Source organism: Streptomyces sp. NPDC051636, from assembly GCF_044453765.1.
Taxonomy (GTDB): domain Bacteria; phylum Actinomycetota; class Actinomycetes; order Streptomycetales; family Streptomycetaceae; genus Streptomyces.
On record NZ_JBITDA010000002.1, the window covers coordinates 355,801 to 371,640 of the forward strand.

The 15,840-nt window shown below is 73.5% G+C and carries 15 protein-coding genes; 6 read left to right on the forward strand and 9 right to left on the reverse strand.

Annotation, left to right across the window (positions count from 1 at the left end; all coding sequences use genetic code 11):
* Positions 1–12: 12 nt before the first annotated feature.
* The 3 genes from ACIBBH_RS05280 to ACIBBH_RS05290 form a co-directional block, all read right to left on the reverse strand.
* Positions 13–648, reverse strand: a complete 636-nt coding sequence (locus tag ACIBBH_RS05280; RefSeq protein ID WP_399402104.1) for a response regulator transcription factor — start codon at positions 646–648, stop codon at positions 13–15.
* A 490-nt stretch (positions 649–1,138) separates the two neighbouring features.
* Positions 1,139–1,621 (reverse strand): flavin reductase family protein, encoded by a 483-nt coding sequence (locus ACIBBH_RS05285; protein ID WP_399402106.1) that lies wholly within the window; start codon positions 1,619–1,621, stop codon positions 1,139–1,141.
* A gap of 92 nt (positions 1,622–1,713) precedes the next feature.
* Complete coding sequence (locus ACIBBH_RS05290; RefSeq protein ID WP_399402108.1) at positions 1,714–2,394, reverse strand: peptidoglycan-binding protein; 681 nt, start codon at positions 2,392–2,394, stop codon at positions 1,714–1,716.
* A gap of 125 nt (positions 2,395–2,519) precedes the next feature.
* On the opposite strand from ACIBBH_RS05290, the gene ACIBBH_RS05295 reads away from it, so the two are divergent.
* Together ACIBBH_RS05295 and ACIBBH_RS05300 are read left to right on the forward strand one after the other, a co-directional pair.
* A complete protein-coding gene (locus tag ACIBBH_RS05295) occupies positions 2,520–3,230 on the forward strand; it encodes a TetR family transcriptional regulator (protein WP_399402110.1) in 711 nt (236 codons plus the stop codon).
* 171 nt (positions 3,231–3,401) lie between these two features.
* On the forward strand, positions 3,402–3,827 hold the full coding sequence (locus ACIBBH_RS05300) for a Zn-ribbon domain-containing OB-fold protein (protein WP_399402112.1): 426 nt from the start codon (positions 3,402–3,404) through the stop codon (positions 3,825–3,827).
* Between the two features lie 620 nt (positions 3,828–4,447).
* Here ACIBBH_RS05300 and ACIBBH_RS05305 read toward each other — a convergent pair.
* Positions 4,448–4,720: a Gfo/Idh/MocA family protein gene (locus ACIBBH_RS05305; RefSeq protein WP_399402114.1), complete on the reverse strand. Its 273-nt coding sequence runs from the start codon at positions 4,718–4,720 to the stop codon at positions 4,448–4,450.
* A 239-nt stretch (positions 4,721–4,959) separates the two neighbouring features.
* Between ACIBBH_RS05305 and ACIBBH_RS05310 the strand changes: the two genes are divergently transcribed.
* Positions 4,960–7,731: an alpha/beta hydrolase family protein gene (locus tag ACIBBH_RS05310; protein WP_399402116.1), complete on the forward strand. Its 2,772-nt coding sequence runs from the start codon at positions 4,960–4,962 to the stop codon at positions 7,729–7,731.
* 59 nt (positions 7,732–7,790) lie between these two features.
* On the opposite strand, the gene ACIBBH_RS05315 is transcribed toward ACIBBH_RS05310, so the two are convergent.
* From ACIBBH_RS05315 to ACIBBH_RS05325, 3 genes are all read right to left on the reverse strand, one after another.
* Positions 7,791–8,177, reverse strand: a complete 387-nt coding sequence (locus ACIBBH_RS05315; RefSeq protein WP_399402118.1) for a PPOX class F420-dependent oxidoreductase — start codon at positions 8,175–8,177, stop codon at positions 7,791–7,793.
* Between the two features lie 433 nt (positions 8,178–8,610).
* Positions 8,611–9,369, reverse strand: coding sequence for a type 1 glutamine amidotransferase domain-containing protein (locus ACIBBH_RS05320; protein ID WP_399402120.1), 759 nt, complete (start codon positions 9,367–9,369; stop codon positions 8,611–8,613).
* A gap of 41 nt (positions 9,370–9,410) precedes the next feature.
* Entirely contained in the window at positions 9,411–10,589 is a 1,179-nt protein-coding gene (locus ACIBBH_RS05325) for a MalY/PatB family protein (protein ID WP_399402122.1), read from the reverse strand.
* Here ACIBBH_RS05325 and ACIBBH_RS05330 point away from each other — a divergent pair.
* The 3 genes from ACIBBH_RS05330 (at position 10,588) to ACIBBH_RS05340 (ending at position 14,014) form a co-directional block, all read left to right on the forward strand.
* Positions 10,588–11,616: a hypothetical protein gene (locus ACIBBH_RS05330; protein WP_399402124.1), complete on the forward strand. Its 1,029-nt coding sequence runs from the start codon at positions 10,588–10,590 to the stop codon at positions 11,614–11,616. The two genes, ACIBBH_RS05325 and ACIBBH_RS05330, sit on opposite strands and share 2 nt — an antisense overlap.
* 66 nt (positions 11,617–11,682) lie before the next feature.
* Positions 11,683–12,513, forward strand: a complete 831-nt coding sequence (locus ACIBBH_RS05335) for an SAM-dependent methyltransferase (RefSeq protein WP_399402126.1) — start codon at positions 11,683–11,685, stop codon at positions 12,511–12,513.
* Positions 12,514–12,637: 124 nt separating this feature from the next.
* Positions 12,638–14,014: a S1 family peptidase gene (locus ACIBBH_RS05340; RefSeq protein WP_399402127.1), complete on the forward strand. Its 1,377-nt coding sequence runs from the start codon at positions 12,638–12,640 to the stop codon at positions 14,012–14,014.
* Positions 14,015–14,335: 321 nt separating this feature from the next.
* Here ACIBBH_RS05340 and ACIBBH_RS05345 read toward each other — a convergent pair whose 3' ends face one another.
* On the reverse strand, positions 14,336–14,500 hold the full coding sequence (locus ACIBBH_RS05345) for a hypothetical protein (protein ID WP_399402739.1): 165 nt from the start codon (positions 14,498–14,500) through the stop codon (positions 14,336–14,338).
* Positions 14,501–14,612: 112 nt separating this feature from the next.
* Positions 14,613–15,779: an ROK family protein gene (locus ACIBBH_RS05350; protein WP_399402129.1), complete on the reverse strand. Its 1,167-nt coding sequence runs from the start codon at positions 15,777–15,779 to the stop codon at positions 14,613–14,615.
* Positions 15,780–15,840 lie beyond the last annotated feature (61 nt).

The window sequence follows — 15,840 nt, forward strand, 5'->3', positions numbered from 1 at the left end:
GCGGGCGCGGTTTCAGGCCCGGTCGGTCAGACCGTGCTCGATCGCCAGCCGGGTCAGGTCGGACCTGCGCCGGGATCCCGTCTTCTCGCCGATGCGGTCGAGGTGTGAATGGACCGTGTGGGTACTGATGCGCAGCTGCCGGGCGATCTCCTGGTCCGTGGCGCCGTTGGCGAGGAGTCCGAGCACCTCCCGCTCCCGGTCCGTGAAGTGCGGGGACCGCCTGAGCAGATAGCCGGCGGGCGCGCACACGTAACTGTGGCCCGAGCCCACGATCCGGATCGCCGTCAGCAGTTCCTCCCCCTCGGCCTGCCGGCTCAGATAGCCGCTGGCGCCCGCCCGGATCACCCGGACGGCGTCGACCTGGGGCGAGGAGGACACGACGATGACGGCATGCCCCCGCTCCCGCAGCTCCGCCACGGCCGCGGCGACCGCCGCGGGTGACTGTTGCAGGTCCATCAGGACCACTTCCGCGCCCCGCAGATCACCGTCCGCGCGGTCGATCGACGGCACGGTGACGACCAGGTGCAGGTCGGGAGCGGTCGCGACCAGGTGGGAGACGCCGTGCCGGAAGAGGGGACAGTCGCCGATGACCGCGATGCGCATGCGCGCGGCCGGGCCCGCCCCCGCGGTTCGGGAACCACCGCTCATGGCGTCTCCCCCTCTCGCGCGGGCATCCTGCCCCCAGCCTGCGGCGGGACCGCCGGCTCCAGCGCGCCGGACTAGCCCGTCGGAGGGACGGCCCGGCGCGCCGGTACCCGCGCGAAGCCAGTGCCCCGGCAGGCAGCGTTTGCCCCTCGAGGAGCGGTGTCGTGGGGGTCCGCCAGCGAGAGCGCGGGGGCGCGCGCTCTCGGCGTGCCGGCCGGAAGCCTCGTACTGGAGGTCCGGTCACAACTAGTCGTCGCCGCGATGGCGCCAGTACCAGCACAGGCCCGCGACGACGGCCAGCAGGAACACGGCGGGCAGTACCAGGCCCGGGACGCGGGAGCCGGTCATCGGCATGGCTTTCGGTCGTTCGGTGTGCGGGTGCCGGCGGCGGGGCCGGCCGCGGTGATGGCTGCCCAGGGTGACGCGCGTCAGTCCCGCGCCGCCGGTTTTTTCCCTGTGCGTTGCCGGGCGTTCGATCGAGCGCCGGGCCGGGTCATTCCGCCGGATGGCCGGGGTCGATGGCAAGGGTGTCGGCGAGCCTCAGCAGGGGCCCGTCGCGGCGCTCGCCCCACTGCACGGGGTCGAGGAGGAAGCCGACGTGGTCGCCGCCGTCGACCCGCCCCGCCACGGTGCCGACGAACCAGGCCGCCGCGTCCTGGAGGACGACCGCTCCGCCGTACCCCCGTGTCCAGGGCACGCGGGTGAACTTGTCGACCCGGTCGCCGGTCTCCCCGCCGAACAGGGCCGCCACCTCGTACTGCTCGCGGGTCAGCAGGTGGACGGCGAGGCAGTCGGCGGCCAGGGCGACCGGGTAGGTGTGGTTGGCCTTGGACAGCCACACGACGAACCGCACGGGCTTGAGGGAGCACTGCGAGGCGAACCCGACCAGGCAGCCCGACCGTTCCTCGCCCGTCGCGGCCGTGACCACGCACATGTCGGGATCGAGCCGGTCCATGAACACGTTGGCGTCCGCCATGCCCGCCTCACCTCCGTCCCCGCGCCCGCCGCCGGGCGTCGGCTCACCCCACGGGTGCCCCCGGTCGCCGCCGTCTCACTCCGCGCCGTCCGTCACCCGGTGGCGAGGCCGGCACGGGACTCCAGGGAGCGGCGGGTGTCGTCGCCGTAGACGCCGGTCTCGTCGCCGCTGATGCCGTACCAGAGCTGGAAGCGGGCCACGGCCGCGGTGAGGTCGGCGTCGTAGTGACCGCTGGTGGAGCCGTCGCGGTAGACGTCCGGGACGCGCAGCAGGCGCTGCTGCAGTTCGGTGACCTCGGGGCCGCTGTCGCCCTCGCGGAGGGTGCCGGCGCCGTCCGGGTCGATGGCGGCGGTGGGGCCGGTGGTGGCGGGCGTGGCAGGCGCGGCGGGGGCGGTGGTGGCCGGTTGCGTGGGCGGGGCGGCCGCGGCGGAGTCCTGGCGGCCGGGCAGCAGCAGGGCGCAGCCGAAGCCGACCAGCGCGGCGGCGGTGACGGCCACCGCGACGGCGGCGCGGCGCAGCCCGGGGCCGAAACCGAAGAGGCCCGTGCCGGACGCGGCGGCCGGGGGCCCGGTCGGGGCCTCGGACACGCGCGGCAGCTCCTGGGTGTCGTCCTCGACGGGTTCGGGTCCCTGGGTGACGTCCGTACGGGCCGCGTCCTGCTCCATCTCCCGCATCAGCTCGGCGAGGCCGTCGAGGCGGCGGGGGCGCAGGACGCGGATCGGTTCGAGGACCGGGCCGCCCTGCGGCCGGCCCGGGTCGGGCGGTGTCGACACGCTGCTCTCCTTCCGTCCCCGGGCTGAAGATACGGAAGTGACGGCCCTCCGGTTCAGAAAGCACTCAGTTCCCCAGAAGTCGCACTGAGTGCCATGACATCCGGACGGGTGCTACGTTCACGTCCATGAGCACCAGCAGCGCGGCACCCGCCGCAAAGCCGCCCATGCGGGACGCCCTGGTCGCGGCGGCCTTCCAGCTGTTCCTGGAACGCGGCTACGAACAGACCACCGTGGACGACATCGTGGCGCTCGCCGGGGTCGGCCGGCGCTCGTTCTTCCGCTACTTCCCGTCCAAGGAGGACGTGGTCTTCCCCGACCACGAGCGCTGTCTGGCCGACATGACCGCCTTCCTGGCCGCGAGCGGCGAGGAGCACGAGCCGGTGCGGCGGGTGTGCGACGCGGCCCGGCTGGTGCTGCGCATGTACGCGGAGAACCCGACCTTCTCGGTGCAGCGCTACCGCCTCACCAAGAAGGTGCCGGGGCTGCGCGCGTACGAGCTGTCGGTGGTGTGGCGCTACGAGCGGGCGCTCGCCGAGTACCTGCGCGGCCGTTTCGCCGGCCGGCCCGACGGGACGCTGCGGGCCGACGTGATCGCGGCGGCGGTCGTCGCGGCGCACAACAACGCCCTGCGCTCCTGGCTGCGTTCGGACGGCAAGGACGACGCGAACGCGGCGGTGGACCACGCGCTGGGGTACGTGCAGTCCACGTTCGGCCGACCCCCGGTGGTGCTGCCCCCCGGGGAGCGGCCCGAGGACGTCATCGTGCTGGTCTCCCGGCGCGGGGCTCCGCTGTGGCGGGTGGTGCAGGAACTGGAGTCGGTCCTCGGACGCGGCTGAGCTCGGGGCAACCGGAACCGCGGTCCGCAGATTTGGGGTACGGAGTGCCTTTACGAGTGGCACTGAGTGCCATACTCTGTCGGCGTGCACGGTGGCACGGTGAACCGCGCACGCGCGTGTGCGGCTCGTGCCGGGCACGCGGATTCCGGCCGAGCGCAGGGAGTTACCAGCGTGTACCACCACTCAGGAAGCGCCGCTCATCCGGCGGCCGGCTCCGCGACGGGCGTCCTCGACCCCGGGACCGCGGACCCCAGGGACTCCAAGGACGCCCTCGTCTACCAGCGCTGCAACTGGTGTGGCACCGCCATGTACCACCGGCTGCTGTGTCCGGTGTGCCAGGGCAGCGACCTGCGCACCGAGCGCAGCGGCGGCACGGGCACGGTCCGCCACTCGACCGTGGTGCACCGCAACACGCCCGCCGCGCGCAACGTGTCGCTGATCGAGATGGCCGAGGGCTTCGTCGTCCGCGGGCGGGTGATGGGTCCGCCCATCGGCATCCACAGCGGGGACCGGGTGCGGCTGTCCACGGCCAAGGACCCGGTACGGGGCGAGCCGGTCTTCCAGCTGCTCGACGAGCCGTACCGGGCCTGGAGCTGACCGCCCCCGCCCCCGCGCGCCGCGCGGACCGGCTCGGCCCCGCCAGGCGCCGGGGACCAACTCCCGTCCGGTGACGGTCCGTCCGGTCGCGAAGGACCGGTTGGCGCCGAGCCCGATCTCGAGAGCCGGCGCCCGTTCCGGGTCCCCCTCCACGCGCCCGAACAGCGCGTCCAGCACGCGCGGGTCTCCCCCGCCGTGCGCCTCGTGGGCGGCGTCCAGCGGGATCCCTGCCGGGGGCCGCCACAGCGGGCGCGGGGTGAGCCGCACGCCCCCGTGTGCTCGGCGGCCGTGTCCCGTGCAGCGCGCCGCTGCCGGTGATCCGGGTCAGCGGCCGGCTGCCTGCGGCTCTCCTCGGCCTCCAGCGCCCTTCTCGGCGTCGAGGTACAGGGCACGCAGGTGTGTTTCTGGCCAGGTCCCGGGCGAACGGTCGCCGGCGGCCTCGGCGGCGCCGTGGGCGCGCTCGTAGTCCCGGCGCAGTCCGTGGCGTGCGCCCGCCTCGGGGCCCGTAGAAGCCGTACCGCCCGTAGCCGAAGACCTCGGCCGGCTCGTCGGCGAGCCACCGGTTGACCGGAACGAAGTGGCGGCTCGCCTTGTGCACCAGCAGGCCGCCGCTCCCGGTGTCAGCGGCGGAAGTAGTCGGCGCCGCGCCGTACGTCGAGCAGCCGTTCGAAGTGGACGGAGAGCACCTCGCCGACCGCGCCCTCGGCGAGCAGGGCGCGCACCTTCTCGTGCACGGTGTTGAAGCGGTAGTTGAACGCGACGGTCAGCGGGTTGCCGGTCTCGCGGACCGTGTCCAGGATGCGGGCGCAGCGCTCGGCGTCGACGGTCATCGGCTTCTCGGTGACGACCCGGCAGCCCGCCTCGAGCGCCGGGACGATGCAGTGGTCGTGCACGGCATCGACGGTGGTGACGAGGACCTCCGGGCGCGGTGTCCGGTTCCGACGACGGCGGCGCGCAGCGGGCGCGGGGTTCGGCTCATGGGGGTGCCCTTTCCCACGGGCCGGTCGTCGACGCTTGACCGAATCCACCCCAGTCCCACAGGCAACCCACAGCCCTCCCTTCCCGTCCTCCCGGACACGAGGGCCTCCGGGACTGCCGGAGTGCCCCGGCTCGGCGTTCGAGGAGGTCAACAGTGGTCCGTGCCCGGCGAATATGGGTCACCGCCGCGGTGTTACTCGCGATGGCGGGAGGATCCGCAGGGCTGGCGCAGGCACAACAGCCGCCCGAGACAGGGTCGTTGACGGCAGCGGCCGACGAGAGCCTCCCTCCGGGCTGGCACATCGCCGGTGCGCGCTCAGCGCCGCAGCTGGTGTGGCGGTCGGCCGCGCGGGTGCCCATGGGGGACGCGCGCGTGGAGTTCCGTACGGCGGGACGGTTGCTGGGCGTTCCGACGCCTGCGAAGGACGGGCACGACTTCCGGCTCGGTCTCGACGGTGTGCGCCCGGCCGATCTGAAGAGTCTTGAAGTGTGGTCGGGCGGACGGAGGCTGGACGCCGAGCCGGCCACCAGCGCCCCGCAGGACCGCGGTGCCGCGGCGGCGGCCCGGCCCCCGGCCCCGCTGCCCGCGAACGGCGTGGACCCGGGCAAGCCCGGCTCGTACCGAACGGTGACCGGCGAGTACACCCTCAAGTCGGTCAAGCTGCCCGGGTTCTCGCAGCCGGTGGAGATGAAGGGCGTGGTGGTGGCGCCGTCCGGGGCCACCGGGCGCAGGCCGCTGGCGCTGTTCCTGCACGGCCGCCACTACACCTGCTACACACCGCACGGTGACGTCACCGGTGACTGGCCCTGCAAGTCCGGCAGCAAGCCGGTGCCGAGCCACCGCGGCTATCTGCGCGACCAGAAACTGCTGGCCTCGCAGGGCTATGTGACGGTGTCGATCTCCGCCAACGGCATCAACGGCCAGGACTGGGCGGCCGAGGACGGCGGGGCGCAGGCCCGTTCCTCACTGGTGCGGCTGCACCTGGCCCGGTGGGCCGACTGGGCCGAACACCCCGGCACCGCACCGGCGGTGGTCCGTGACGCGCCGCGCGCCGACCTGTCCCGCGTGCTGCTGGTCGGGCACTCCCGGGGCGGCGAGGGCGTGAACCGGGCCGCCATGGACAGCCTCTACCCGCCGCCCTCCGGCAAGGACGGCTACCACGGCCCGGTGCGCTGGCACGTCAGCGGCACCGTCCTGATCGGCCCGACCGTCTTCGGCCAGAACCCGGTGCCCGACGTGCCGTCGGTGTCGGTCCTGCCGGGCTGCGACGGCGACGTCTCCGACCTCCAGGGCGAGGTGTACGTCGACGGCACCCGGGGCGTCAGCCGCGGCACCGCCCTGCACAGTGCCGTGTACGTGATCGGCGCCAACCACAACTTCTTCAACACGGAGTGGACGCCGGGGCAGGCGCAGGCTCCGGCGGAGGACGACTTCTGGGACGACCCGGACCACCGGGACCCGGTGTGCGCCAAGGGTGCGGCGACCCGGCTGACCGCCAACCAGCAGCACAAGGCGGGCTCGACCTACATCGCGGCCGCCGCCCGGCTGTTCGTCGCCGGTGACGACCGGGTGCGCCCGCTGCTCGACGGTTCGGGCCGGCGGGCCCCGTCGGCGGACCCGGCGCGGGTCCTCAGCCACGCGGTCGGCGCGCACCGGGGCGCGAGGTTCCTGCCGGACGACAAGGTGTCCGTCTCCGGCGCGCGGCTGTGCGCCGCCGTCGACCCCGACCCGGCCGTCGCCTGCCTGGGCCGGGGCGTCAAGGGCACCTCGCCGCACTTCGCGACCTGGGAGACGGAGAAGGAGGCCGGGCGGCACGCGATCGCGCTGCGCTGGACGTCGGCCGGATCCCCGGCACGGATCCGCCCGGACCGGCCGGTCTCCCTCGGCGGCGCCGAGGCACTGGCGCTGCGCGTGATCGTGCCGCCGAACACCAGCGGGACGCAGCTGGACGTGTCCCTCACCGACACCTCCGGCCGGAAGGCGACCCTCGGCCGGGTACGGGTGGACGGGCTGCCGGGCAGCGAGCGGACCGCGTCGTACTGGGCGCGCGAGCTGCGCGTACCGCTGACGGCGGCCGGCCGGGCCGGGCTCGACCTGCACCACGTCAAGTCCCTTGAACTGGCCCCGCGTTCCCGGTCGGGGCGGGCCTGGCTGATGGACGCCTGGGGCTGGCGGCCCGGCACCCCGGCGGTGCACGCGGCGCGGCTGCCGCGGGTCGATGTCGGCCGGACCACGGTCGACGAGGGCGACTCGGGCGTACGCACCTACCGGGTGCCGGTCCAGGTGTCCGGGCAGGGCACCGGCCAGGTGCGCGTGTACGTCGTCGACCCGGTCACCGGGCAGGCGAAGGACCGGCTGGTGACGGTCCGGCCCGGCGGCCACGACATCGACGTACCGGTCGCGGTCGAGGGCAACACCCGGTACGGCGACGACATACCGCACGACATCCTGGTCAAGGCCGTGAAGGGCGCGATCGTCGGCTCCCACCGGGGCGGGGTCACCGTCCACAATGACGACCCCGCGCCGAAGATCACCGTGACCCCGGTGGCCGACCGGGTCACCGAGGGGCAGTCGCTGAAGTGGCGGGTGTCGCTGTCCGAGACCGCCGACGTGGACTTCGGGACGGCGTTCGCCGCGGTCCCGGTCTCCGGGACGGAACTGTCCACGAAGGACGTCGACCCGGCGTGGCTCAGGGACACCTCCGCCGCGTCGCCGAACCCGGAGCGGCCGCTGTCCAAGGTGGACGGCCTCTACCTGTGGGTGGACGTCCCGGCGGGCAGGCCGAGCGCCGACGTCACCCTGCCCACGGTCACGGACCGGGTCGCCGAGCCCGCGGAGTCCGTGCGCTTCCAGCAGGTCGAGGGCCAGGGCGCCACGCGGTCCGGCGGGCTGGTCCTGGACGGCACGGTGCTGGACGCGTCGTAACGGCGCCCCGCACACCGACGGGGCCGCGGCGCACGAGCCGCGGGCCCGTCGGACGTACTTCAGGCTTTGAGCGTCACCGTGATCCCCACAGTCCCCTCCCGCCCCCTGCGCAGGCGGCTGCCCAGCAGCGTCAGACGACCGATGACGCCGTACTTGCGGGCGATGAGGCCCCGGTAGCGGCCGGTGGTGGCCGCGTCGCCGACCTCGGCGGTGGCGGGGAGCTGGCCGCCGGTCGGTCGGCCGCGCACGTCGCACGGGCCGACGAGGACGTCCGGGCGGCGGCGGATGCGCTTGACCTTCCCGGAGTCGGCGGCCGTCCAGACGCCGAGCGCGTCACCGTCCCGCACCACCCAGACCGGGGTGGCGACGGCGGTGCCGTCCTTGCGATAGCTGGTGACGAGCAGGTACTTGCCCGCGGAGAGCCGCTCCAGCGCCGAGTCGTCCATGCCCGTGAGTCTAGGGGCTTTTGATGGACGCCCCGCGTCTCCGCCGTGATCGGCCGCAGGTCGTCGTGCCGGGTGGGCACCTGCCGGGCGAGTGCCTCCATCACCCGGCCGATCAGCGGTCCGGCAGAGTTGAGCCGCTCGTTGCAGGCGGACTGCTGGGGCAGGTGGCGGAAGAGGTGGCCGAGCCGGGCGTGGGCGAAGCGGATCCGGTGCCGTGCGGAAGGACAGCCGAGCAGCACCTGTGCGACCGCCAGGCACAGCAGTTCCGCGTCCGTCAGTTTCGGGGGCCGCCCGATCCGGCGACGAGGGGCCACATGGTCGTCGATGAACACGTACAGTGCCGCAAGAAGGACGTCCGGGCCGGTAGTCACACACGAGCCGACGGGCGCCCTTCGCCATGGTCGCGGCCGGCACAGACATCGGACTCGTTCATCTAGGTGGACGCCCCCTGCACGAGCAGGCCGAGATAGCGGCGGGCGAAGAGGTAGGCGTCGCCCGGCCAGCGTGCCGACAGGTAGCTGCCGTCCCGGACGACGAAGGCGCGGGTGTCGTCGCGCGCCGTGTCGCGCCTGGACAGCGTCCGGGGCCCGCGCTCGAACTGCCGGTCCGGGTCGGCGAGGGCGGCGCGCACCTCGTCCTCGACGTAGGCGGGATAGGTGCGGTAGTAGCGGCCCAGGCGCCAGGCGGTGCTCCAGTAGGCGGTGCGTTCCATGTACTTGGGCAGGCAGGTCGTCCGGCGGTCGGCGAGCACGCTGCGGCCGGTCGCTGGGTCCTGGGTGCGGGCCAGGACCAGGACGCCGTGGCAGATCGCGCCGACGGGACGGCCGAGCGCCCAGAACCGGGCGACCTGGGAGCGCAGTTCGGCCGAGCCGAGGTACTGCCGCATGCCGGGCGCGTGCCCGCCCGGCAGCAGCAGGCCGTCGAAGCCGGTCACGTCCAGGTCCGCCCAGGCCACCGTGGCGGCGAACTCCGGTGCGCGCTCCAGCTGCTGGTAGAAGTCCTTCGGCTCCTCCTGCGCGCCCAGTTGTCCGAACAGCACGCCGGTGAGCAGCCGGGGGTCCGCCGCGGGCCGGGTCCCGGCGCGTTCGGTGGCGAAGACGACCTCGTGCCCGGCATAGGTGAGCAGCCGCCAGGGCACGGCCACCTCGGTCACGTCGAAGTCCCGGTCGGGGAGCGGCATCAGCACGCGCATGGGTCCATCATGGCAGCCCGGGTTCACGGCACGGGCCCGGGTCACCGCAGCGCCGCCGCCATCCGCCGCACCCCCTCCGTGACCACCTCCGGCGACGTGGCCAGGTTCAGCCGTACGTGCCCGGCGCCGCCGGTGCCGAACGGGATCCCGGAGCTGAGGGCGACCCTGCCGCGCTCGAGGAAGACCTCGGCCGGGTCGTCGCCGAGGCCGAGGGCGCGGCAGTCGAGCCAGGCCAGGTAGGTGGCCTCGGCCGGACGGTGCCGGATCGCGGGCAGGTGCTCGGCCAGCAGGCGGGCGAGCAGCCGCCGGTTGTCGTCGAGGCCGGCCAGCAGGGCGTCCAGCCAGCCGGTGCCGTCGCGCAGGGCGGCCGTGTGGGCGATGACGCCGACGTGGCTGGGGCCGTGGCCGACCTCCTCGGGCAGGCGGGCCAGGTCGGCGGCGGCCCCGGGTCCGGCGACGGCCAGCGCGGCCTTGAGACCCGGCAGGTTCCAGCCCTTGGACGCCGACATCAGCGACAGGCCGCGCTCCCCGCCCGGCACGCTCAGATACGGCACGAAGGGGACGCCGGCGGCGACCAGCGGGGCGTGGATCTCGTCGGCGACGACCCGCACGCCGTAACGCTCGGCGAGAGCGGCGACGGCGGCCAGCTCGCCGGCGGTGTGCACGGTGCCGGTCGGGTTGTGCGGACTGCACAGCAGGTACGCGGCCCGTCGCCGGCCGGCGACCGCTCCCCGGAAGGCCTCCTCGAGGACACCGAGATCGATCCGCAGGTCCGCGCCGAGCGGCGCCTCGACCACCCGCCGGTCCATGCGGGTGACGAACTGGAAGAACGGCGGATACACCGGCGGGTTGACGATCACCGGATCGCCGGGCCCGGTGACCAGTTCGAGCATCTCGACGACGCCCAGCATCACGTCGGGCACGATCGCCGTGCGCTCCACCGCGAGCCCGTCCCAGCCCCACCGCTCGGCGGCGAACGCGGCCAGCGCCTCGGCGTAGGCGGTGCCCGCCGGGTAGCCGGTGTCCCCGAGTTCCAGCGCGTCCGTGACGGCGCGGACCACGGCCGGGGCGAGCGGCACGTCCATCTCGGCCACCCACAACGGCAGCACGTCCTCGGGGTAGGTGCGCCATTTCATGCTCGTACGGCGGCGCAGACGCTCCAGGGTGAGTACGCGCAGGGGATTGGGTTCACCTGGTGTGTCGTGAGGGATGCTGGTCATGGGGCTCAAGATAGGGGGCTGGCGTGTGACCCGGTACGGGGCCGAGCTGGAGATCGCCTGCGACGAGTCGGGGTCGGACGGGGAGAACCTCACCGGCGGGAACACCGACGTGTTCGCGCACGCCAGTGTGCGGCTGTCCGCCGAGGACGCCGCCGCGTGCGTGCGGGAGATCCGGGACCGGATCCGCTCGCCCGCTCAGGAGTACAAGGCGAACCATCTGCTGCGGGAGAAGCACCGGGCGGTCCTGGAGTGGCTGCTCGCCGATGCCGGGCCGATCCTCGGGCGGGCCCATGTGCATCTGACGGAGAAGGCGTTCTTCGTCGTGGACCGGGCCGTCGGCCTGCTGATCGACGACCCCGCGGAAGCCGTCACGCTGTTCCGGCAGGGCCCGGGCACCTTCGGCGAGGAGGCGTGGCAGGAGTTCCTCGCGGCCTCGAACCGCCTGCTGCGCCTCCGGCCGGGCGGGGACCCGGCCGCCGCCGGTGAGCCGTTCTTCCGGACGGTCGACGCCCTGTGCCGGGCGCACCCGGACACGGACGCCGCGCGGATCCTGCGGCGGCTCGCCGAGGGCCGCCCGCACGCGGACGCCTACCGGGCGCGGATGCTCGCCACGCCGGCCGTGTTCCCGGTCCTCAATCCGCTGTTCCCCGCGATCCGGCGGACGGCCGCCCGCTGGAGCGCCGGCGGCGGCACCGTCACGCTGGTGCACGACCAGCAGAACTCGCTCACGCCGGGGCGGATCGCCCGGATCGTGCAGGCCGCGCGGCGGGACGGGATCGGTCTCGGCGGGCTGCGGCTGGTCGACTCCCGGGACGACGCCCGGGTGCAGATCGCCGACTTCCTGGCCGGCATCGCCCGCAAGATCGCCTCCGACGAGCTGAACGGGCGCGGGGACGCGGCCCTCACCGCGCTGCTGCGGCCCTACGTGGGCGCCGGGTCGGTGTGGGGCGACGCGGCCAGCTGGGCCCGGCTCGGTCCGGCCGGGGAAAACCCGGGACGACCGGCTGAGATCAACTCCGGCGTCTAGATTGCCTCTTGACCGTGTACCGCCCAACCCGCAACCTCTCATCAGGCATCCAGGAGCTGACCTTCCGTGACCGACAACCCGGCAGCCACCAACGACGTGGCCGTGTCGCTGCGCGCCCGCATCAACAGCAGCCAGCCGCACACGGCCCGGATCTGGAACTACTGGCTCGGCGGCAAGGACAATTACGAGGTCGACCGCGCGGCCGGCGACCAGATCCGGCAACTGCACCCGGGAATCGGCGAGTACGCCCGCGCGGACCGCCTGTTCCTCGGCCGGGCCGTGCGGCATCTGGCCGGCGAAGTCGGCATCCGCCAGTTCCTGGACATCGGCACCGGGCTGCCCACCGCCGACAACACGCACGAGGTCGCGCAGCGCGTCGCCCCGGACAGCCGGATCGTGTACGTCGACAACGACCCGCTGGTCCTCGCCCACGCGCGGGCCCTGCTCACCAGCACGCCCGAGGGCCGCACCGACTACCTCGACGAGGACCTCCGCAACGCCGACGCGATCCTCGAACACGCCGCGAAGACACTCGACTTCGGCGAGCCGGTCGCGCTGATGCTGCTCGGCGTGGTCATCTTCATCGGCGACGACGAGGACCCGTACGGCCTGGTGCGGCAGCTCGTGGACCGGCTGCCGTCGGGGAGCCACCTGGTGCTGTCGCACACCGTCACCAGCCCCGCGATGCCGGACGTGGACGAGGCGGTGAGGTTCTGGAACGAGCACGGCACGCCGAAGCTCACCCAGCGCACCCCCGAGGACGTCGCCCGCTTCTTCGACGGTCTGGAGTTGCTGGAGCCGGGCGTGGTGTCCTGCTCGCGCTGGCGCCCGGAACAGGCGGAGGGGACCGAGCCGGAGGAGGTCGCCATGTTCGGCGGAGTGGGCCGCAAGGCCTGAGCCGAGAAGATCACCGTCGTGGTGAACACCGCCGCCGCGGGCCACGTATGAAGGACAGGGCGCTCAACGACCGGAGGGCCCCGCGGTGCCGAGGCACCGCGCGTTCGGGTTTCGGGAGCCAGGCATGAGGCACGCACGACGACGGGTCGTCCGGCGGGTGACACAGCTGGCGGCGGTCGGCGGACTCCTGCTGGGAGGGGCGATGGTCACCCAGGCCATGGCGAGCGAGACTCCCGGCACGTCCGCCGTGCCGTTCAGTACGGCGGACAAGGCCGGCACCACCGGCACCGCACTGGTGGCGAAGCTCGGCACGTCCCGTACGGCGGGCAGCTGGATCGGCGCCGACGGGCGGCCCGTCGTCGCGGTCACCGACCAGCGGGCGGCGGCCGTGGTGAAGGAGGCGGGGGCCGAGGCGAAGGTCGTGCGGCACAGCATGAACGAGCTGAAGTCGGCCACCGCCACGCTGCGTTCGGCGCCCCGGGTGGCGGGCACGGCGTGGTCCCTGGACTACCGTACGAACCAGGTCGTGGTGCAGGCCGACAAGACCGTGTCGGCCGGCGACTGGAACCGGCTGTCGAAGGTGGTGAAGGGCATCGGCGGCTTCGTGCACATGGAGCGCACCCAGGGCGCCTTCACCACGCGCCTCAACGGGGCGCAGCCGATGCTCTCCACCAACGGCCGCTGCTCGGCCGGGTTCAACGTCACCAACGGGCAGAGCGACTTCATCCTCACGGCCGGTCACTGCGGGCCCGCCGGTTCCATCTGGTTCGCCGACAACCAGGGCAACCAACAGCTGGGCAAGACGCTCCGGACGAACTTCCCCGGCAACGACTTCTCCCTCATCGAGTACGCGTCCGGGAAGGCCGGAGACGGGGCGGACGTGGTCGCCATCGGCAACGGCAACGGCGTCCGGATCACCGGCGCGGCCGATCCCACGGTCGGGCAGCGGGTGTTCCGCAGCGGCAGCACCAGCGGGCTGCACGACGGGCAGGTGACCGGGCTGAACGCGACCGTGAACTATCCCGAGGGCACGGTCACCGGCCTCATCGAGACCAACGTGTGCGCCGAACCGGGCGACAGCGGCGGCCCGCTGTTCTCGGAGGGCATCGCGCTGGGGGTGACGTCGGGCGGCAGCGGCGACTGCACGACGGGCGGTACGACCTTCTTCCAGCCGGTGACGAAGGCCATGTCGGCGCTGGGCGTCCAGCTGATCGTGTCGACGCAGAACGCCGCCGGCGGCCAGAACGCGTCCCCCGCACCGTCCGCCTCGGCCACCCAGAGCGCCATCGCGCCCAGCGCGGCCTCCCCCGGTTCGTCGGCCCCGGTCACCAGCACCACGGACGGCGAGACCTTCCTGGCCCGCCTCACCGACACCCGTAACGTCGGCCCCGGTCTGCTGGTCATCGCGGGCAGCCTGATCGCCCTGGTCGCCACGCGGTACATCCGTTCGGAACAGGACCGCAAGGCGTATCAGCGGCACTACTCGGCGACGTGGGGCTGACCCGCGCGCACAGTCCCGCACGCACGGGCTTTTGTGGGCAAAGGCCCCCGGCCAGCGCGCCGGGATCCCAGGATGAGCGACCGGCGCACCCGGCGCCGCATCGAGGGGGCGCATGTCGCGGTCGATGCAACTCACCCTGCCCGAGGGTCAGGTGACGCGGGCAGCCGTCGGGGGGGCGCGGTGGGCCCAGGGACACCGGTTTCGGCGAACACGTCGTCGAACGCTTGGAAGGCTTCCAAGGAGATCAGTGTCGAGTTCGGGCTGGAGCCGGCGGCGGGCAAACACGGCGGGGCAAGGCCCGCAGGGAGGGACCGAGGCTTCCTAGGAGGCCTCCGGGGTCGCCGCGGCCCACTCCATCACGAGCCGCTGGTACTCCTCGCGCTGCTCGGTGGTCAGTGTCCCGCCCGACCGGAGCCACAGGGCCCGGATCTCCTCGTTGACCTCCGCGGCCGATCGCTCGGAGACGGCTTCAACAGTGGTGGACATGCTGTGAAGCATATGCCGATCGACGTGAAGACGCTGTGAGTAAGTATAAGGAATTCGGACATTTAGGACCGTGTTACTCATCACGTCAACAGGGCGGAGAGGAACGCCGAGTTCACCCTCCGGCGGCACCGAGCACCAGCACCTGGATGGCCGGCACGGCCGCCCCCCGCGCCCAGTCATGGAAGTCGGAGACCTTCGTCTCCAGCCCGACCGGCGCGGCCAGCGGATGACGGTGGGCCCGGATCGTCTCCTCCACCGCCGCACCGGCCACGTCCATCAGACCGACCCCCTCCCCGGCGAGCAGGATCTTCTGCGGCATCACGAAGTTGGCGATCTGGGCGACCAGTGCGCCCAGGGCCCGCGCCGCCTCGTCGATCACCCGGGCGGCCATCGGCTCGCCCTCGGCGGCGCGGGCGAGGATCTCCTCGTACGTGGCGTCGCGGCCGGTGGCGGCCATGATCTGGTAGCGGATGCTGGGGATCGTGAGAAGGGACACGGCGCTGCCGCGTGCGCCCTCCGGGGTGAGCGGACCGTGGGGCTGGATGATCCAGTGGCGTCCGAAGCCCCGGTCCTCGCCGGCGTGCGGCACCCGCCTGCCGCCGAGCACCAGCCCGTAGCCGATGCCGGCGCCGATCGTCAGCACCACGAAGCGGTCCAGGCCACGGCCCGCGCCGAACCAGGTCTCCGCCTCCACCAGGGCGGCGACGTCGTTCTCGACGACGACCGGCAGCCCGGTGCGCTCCCCGAGCAGCTCGGCCAGGGGGACGTCGCGCCAGCCCAGGTACGGGGACTCGACGACCACGGCCCGCTCCCGGACCAGGCCGCCCACGCCGATGCCGATACCGGCGAGCGGGGCGGGGGCACCGGCGGCGAGCTCGGCCGTCATCGCGGCCAGCACGCCGGCCACCTCGCCGGGGTCGTGGCCGGTGAGCGGGCGGTCGAGGCGGGCGACGACCTCACTGCGGAGCGTGGTGACGACCCCGTAGACCATGTCCCCGGTGACCTTGAACCCGAGAAAGGCGCGGGACTCGGCGACGACGTCCAGCGGCTGGGACGGACGGCCTTGGCGCGTCTGAACCGCGCCGCTCCCGTCGGGCACCTCGACCAGCAGACCGGACTCGATCAGCGGCTTGGTCAGGCGGGTGAGGCTGCCCGCCGAGAGGTGCAGCCGGCGGGCGAGTTCGGTGCGCGAGAGGGGGCCGTGGACGAGCACCTCGATCGCCACGGAACGCTCCGCCGGGCTCAGCGGGTGCCATCCGGCCGCAGGAGTGGTGGGCATGGGGTCGAACTCCCCGATTTTTTCGCATCGGAAATAACCAGCCCACCTTAGCGCGCCGAAG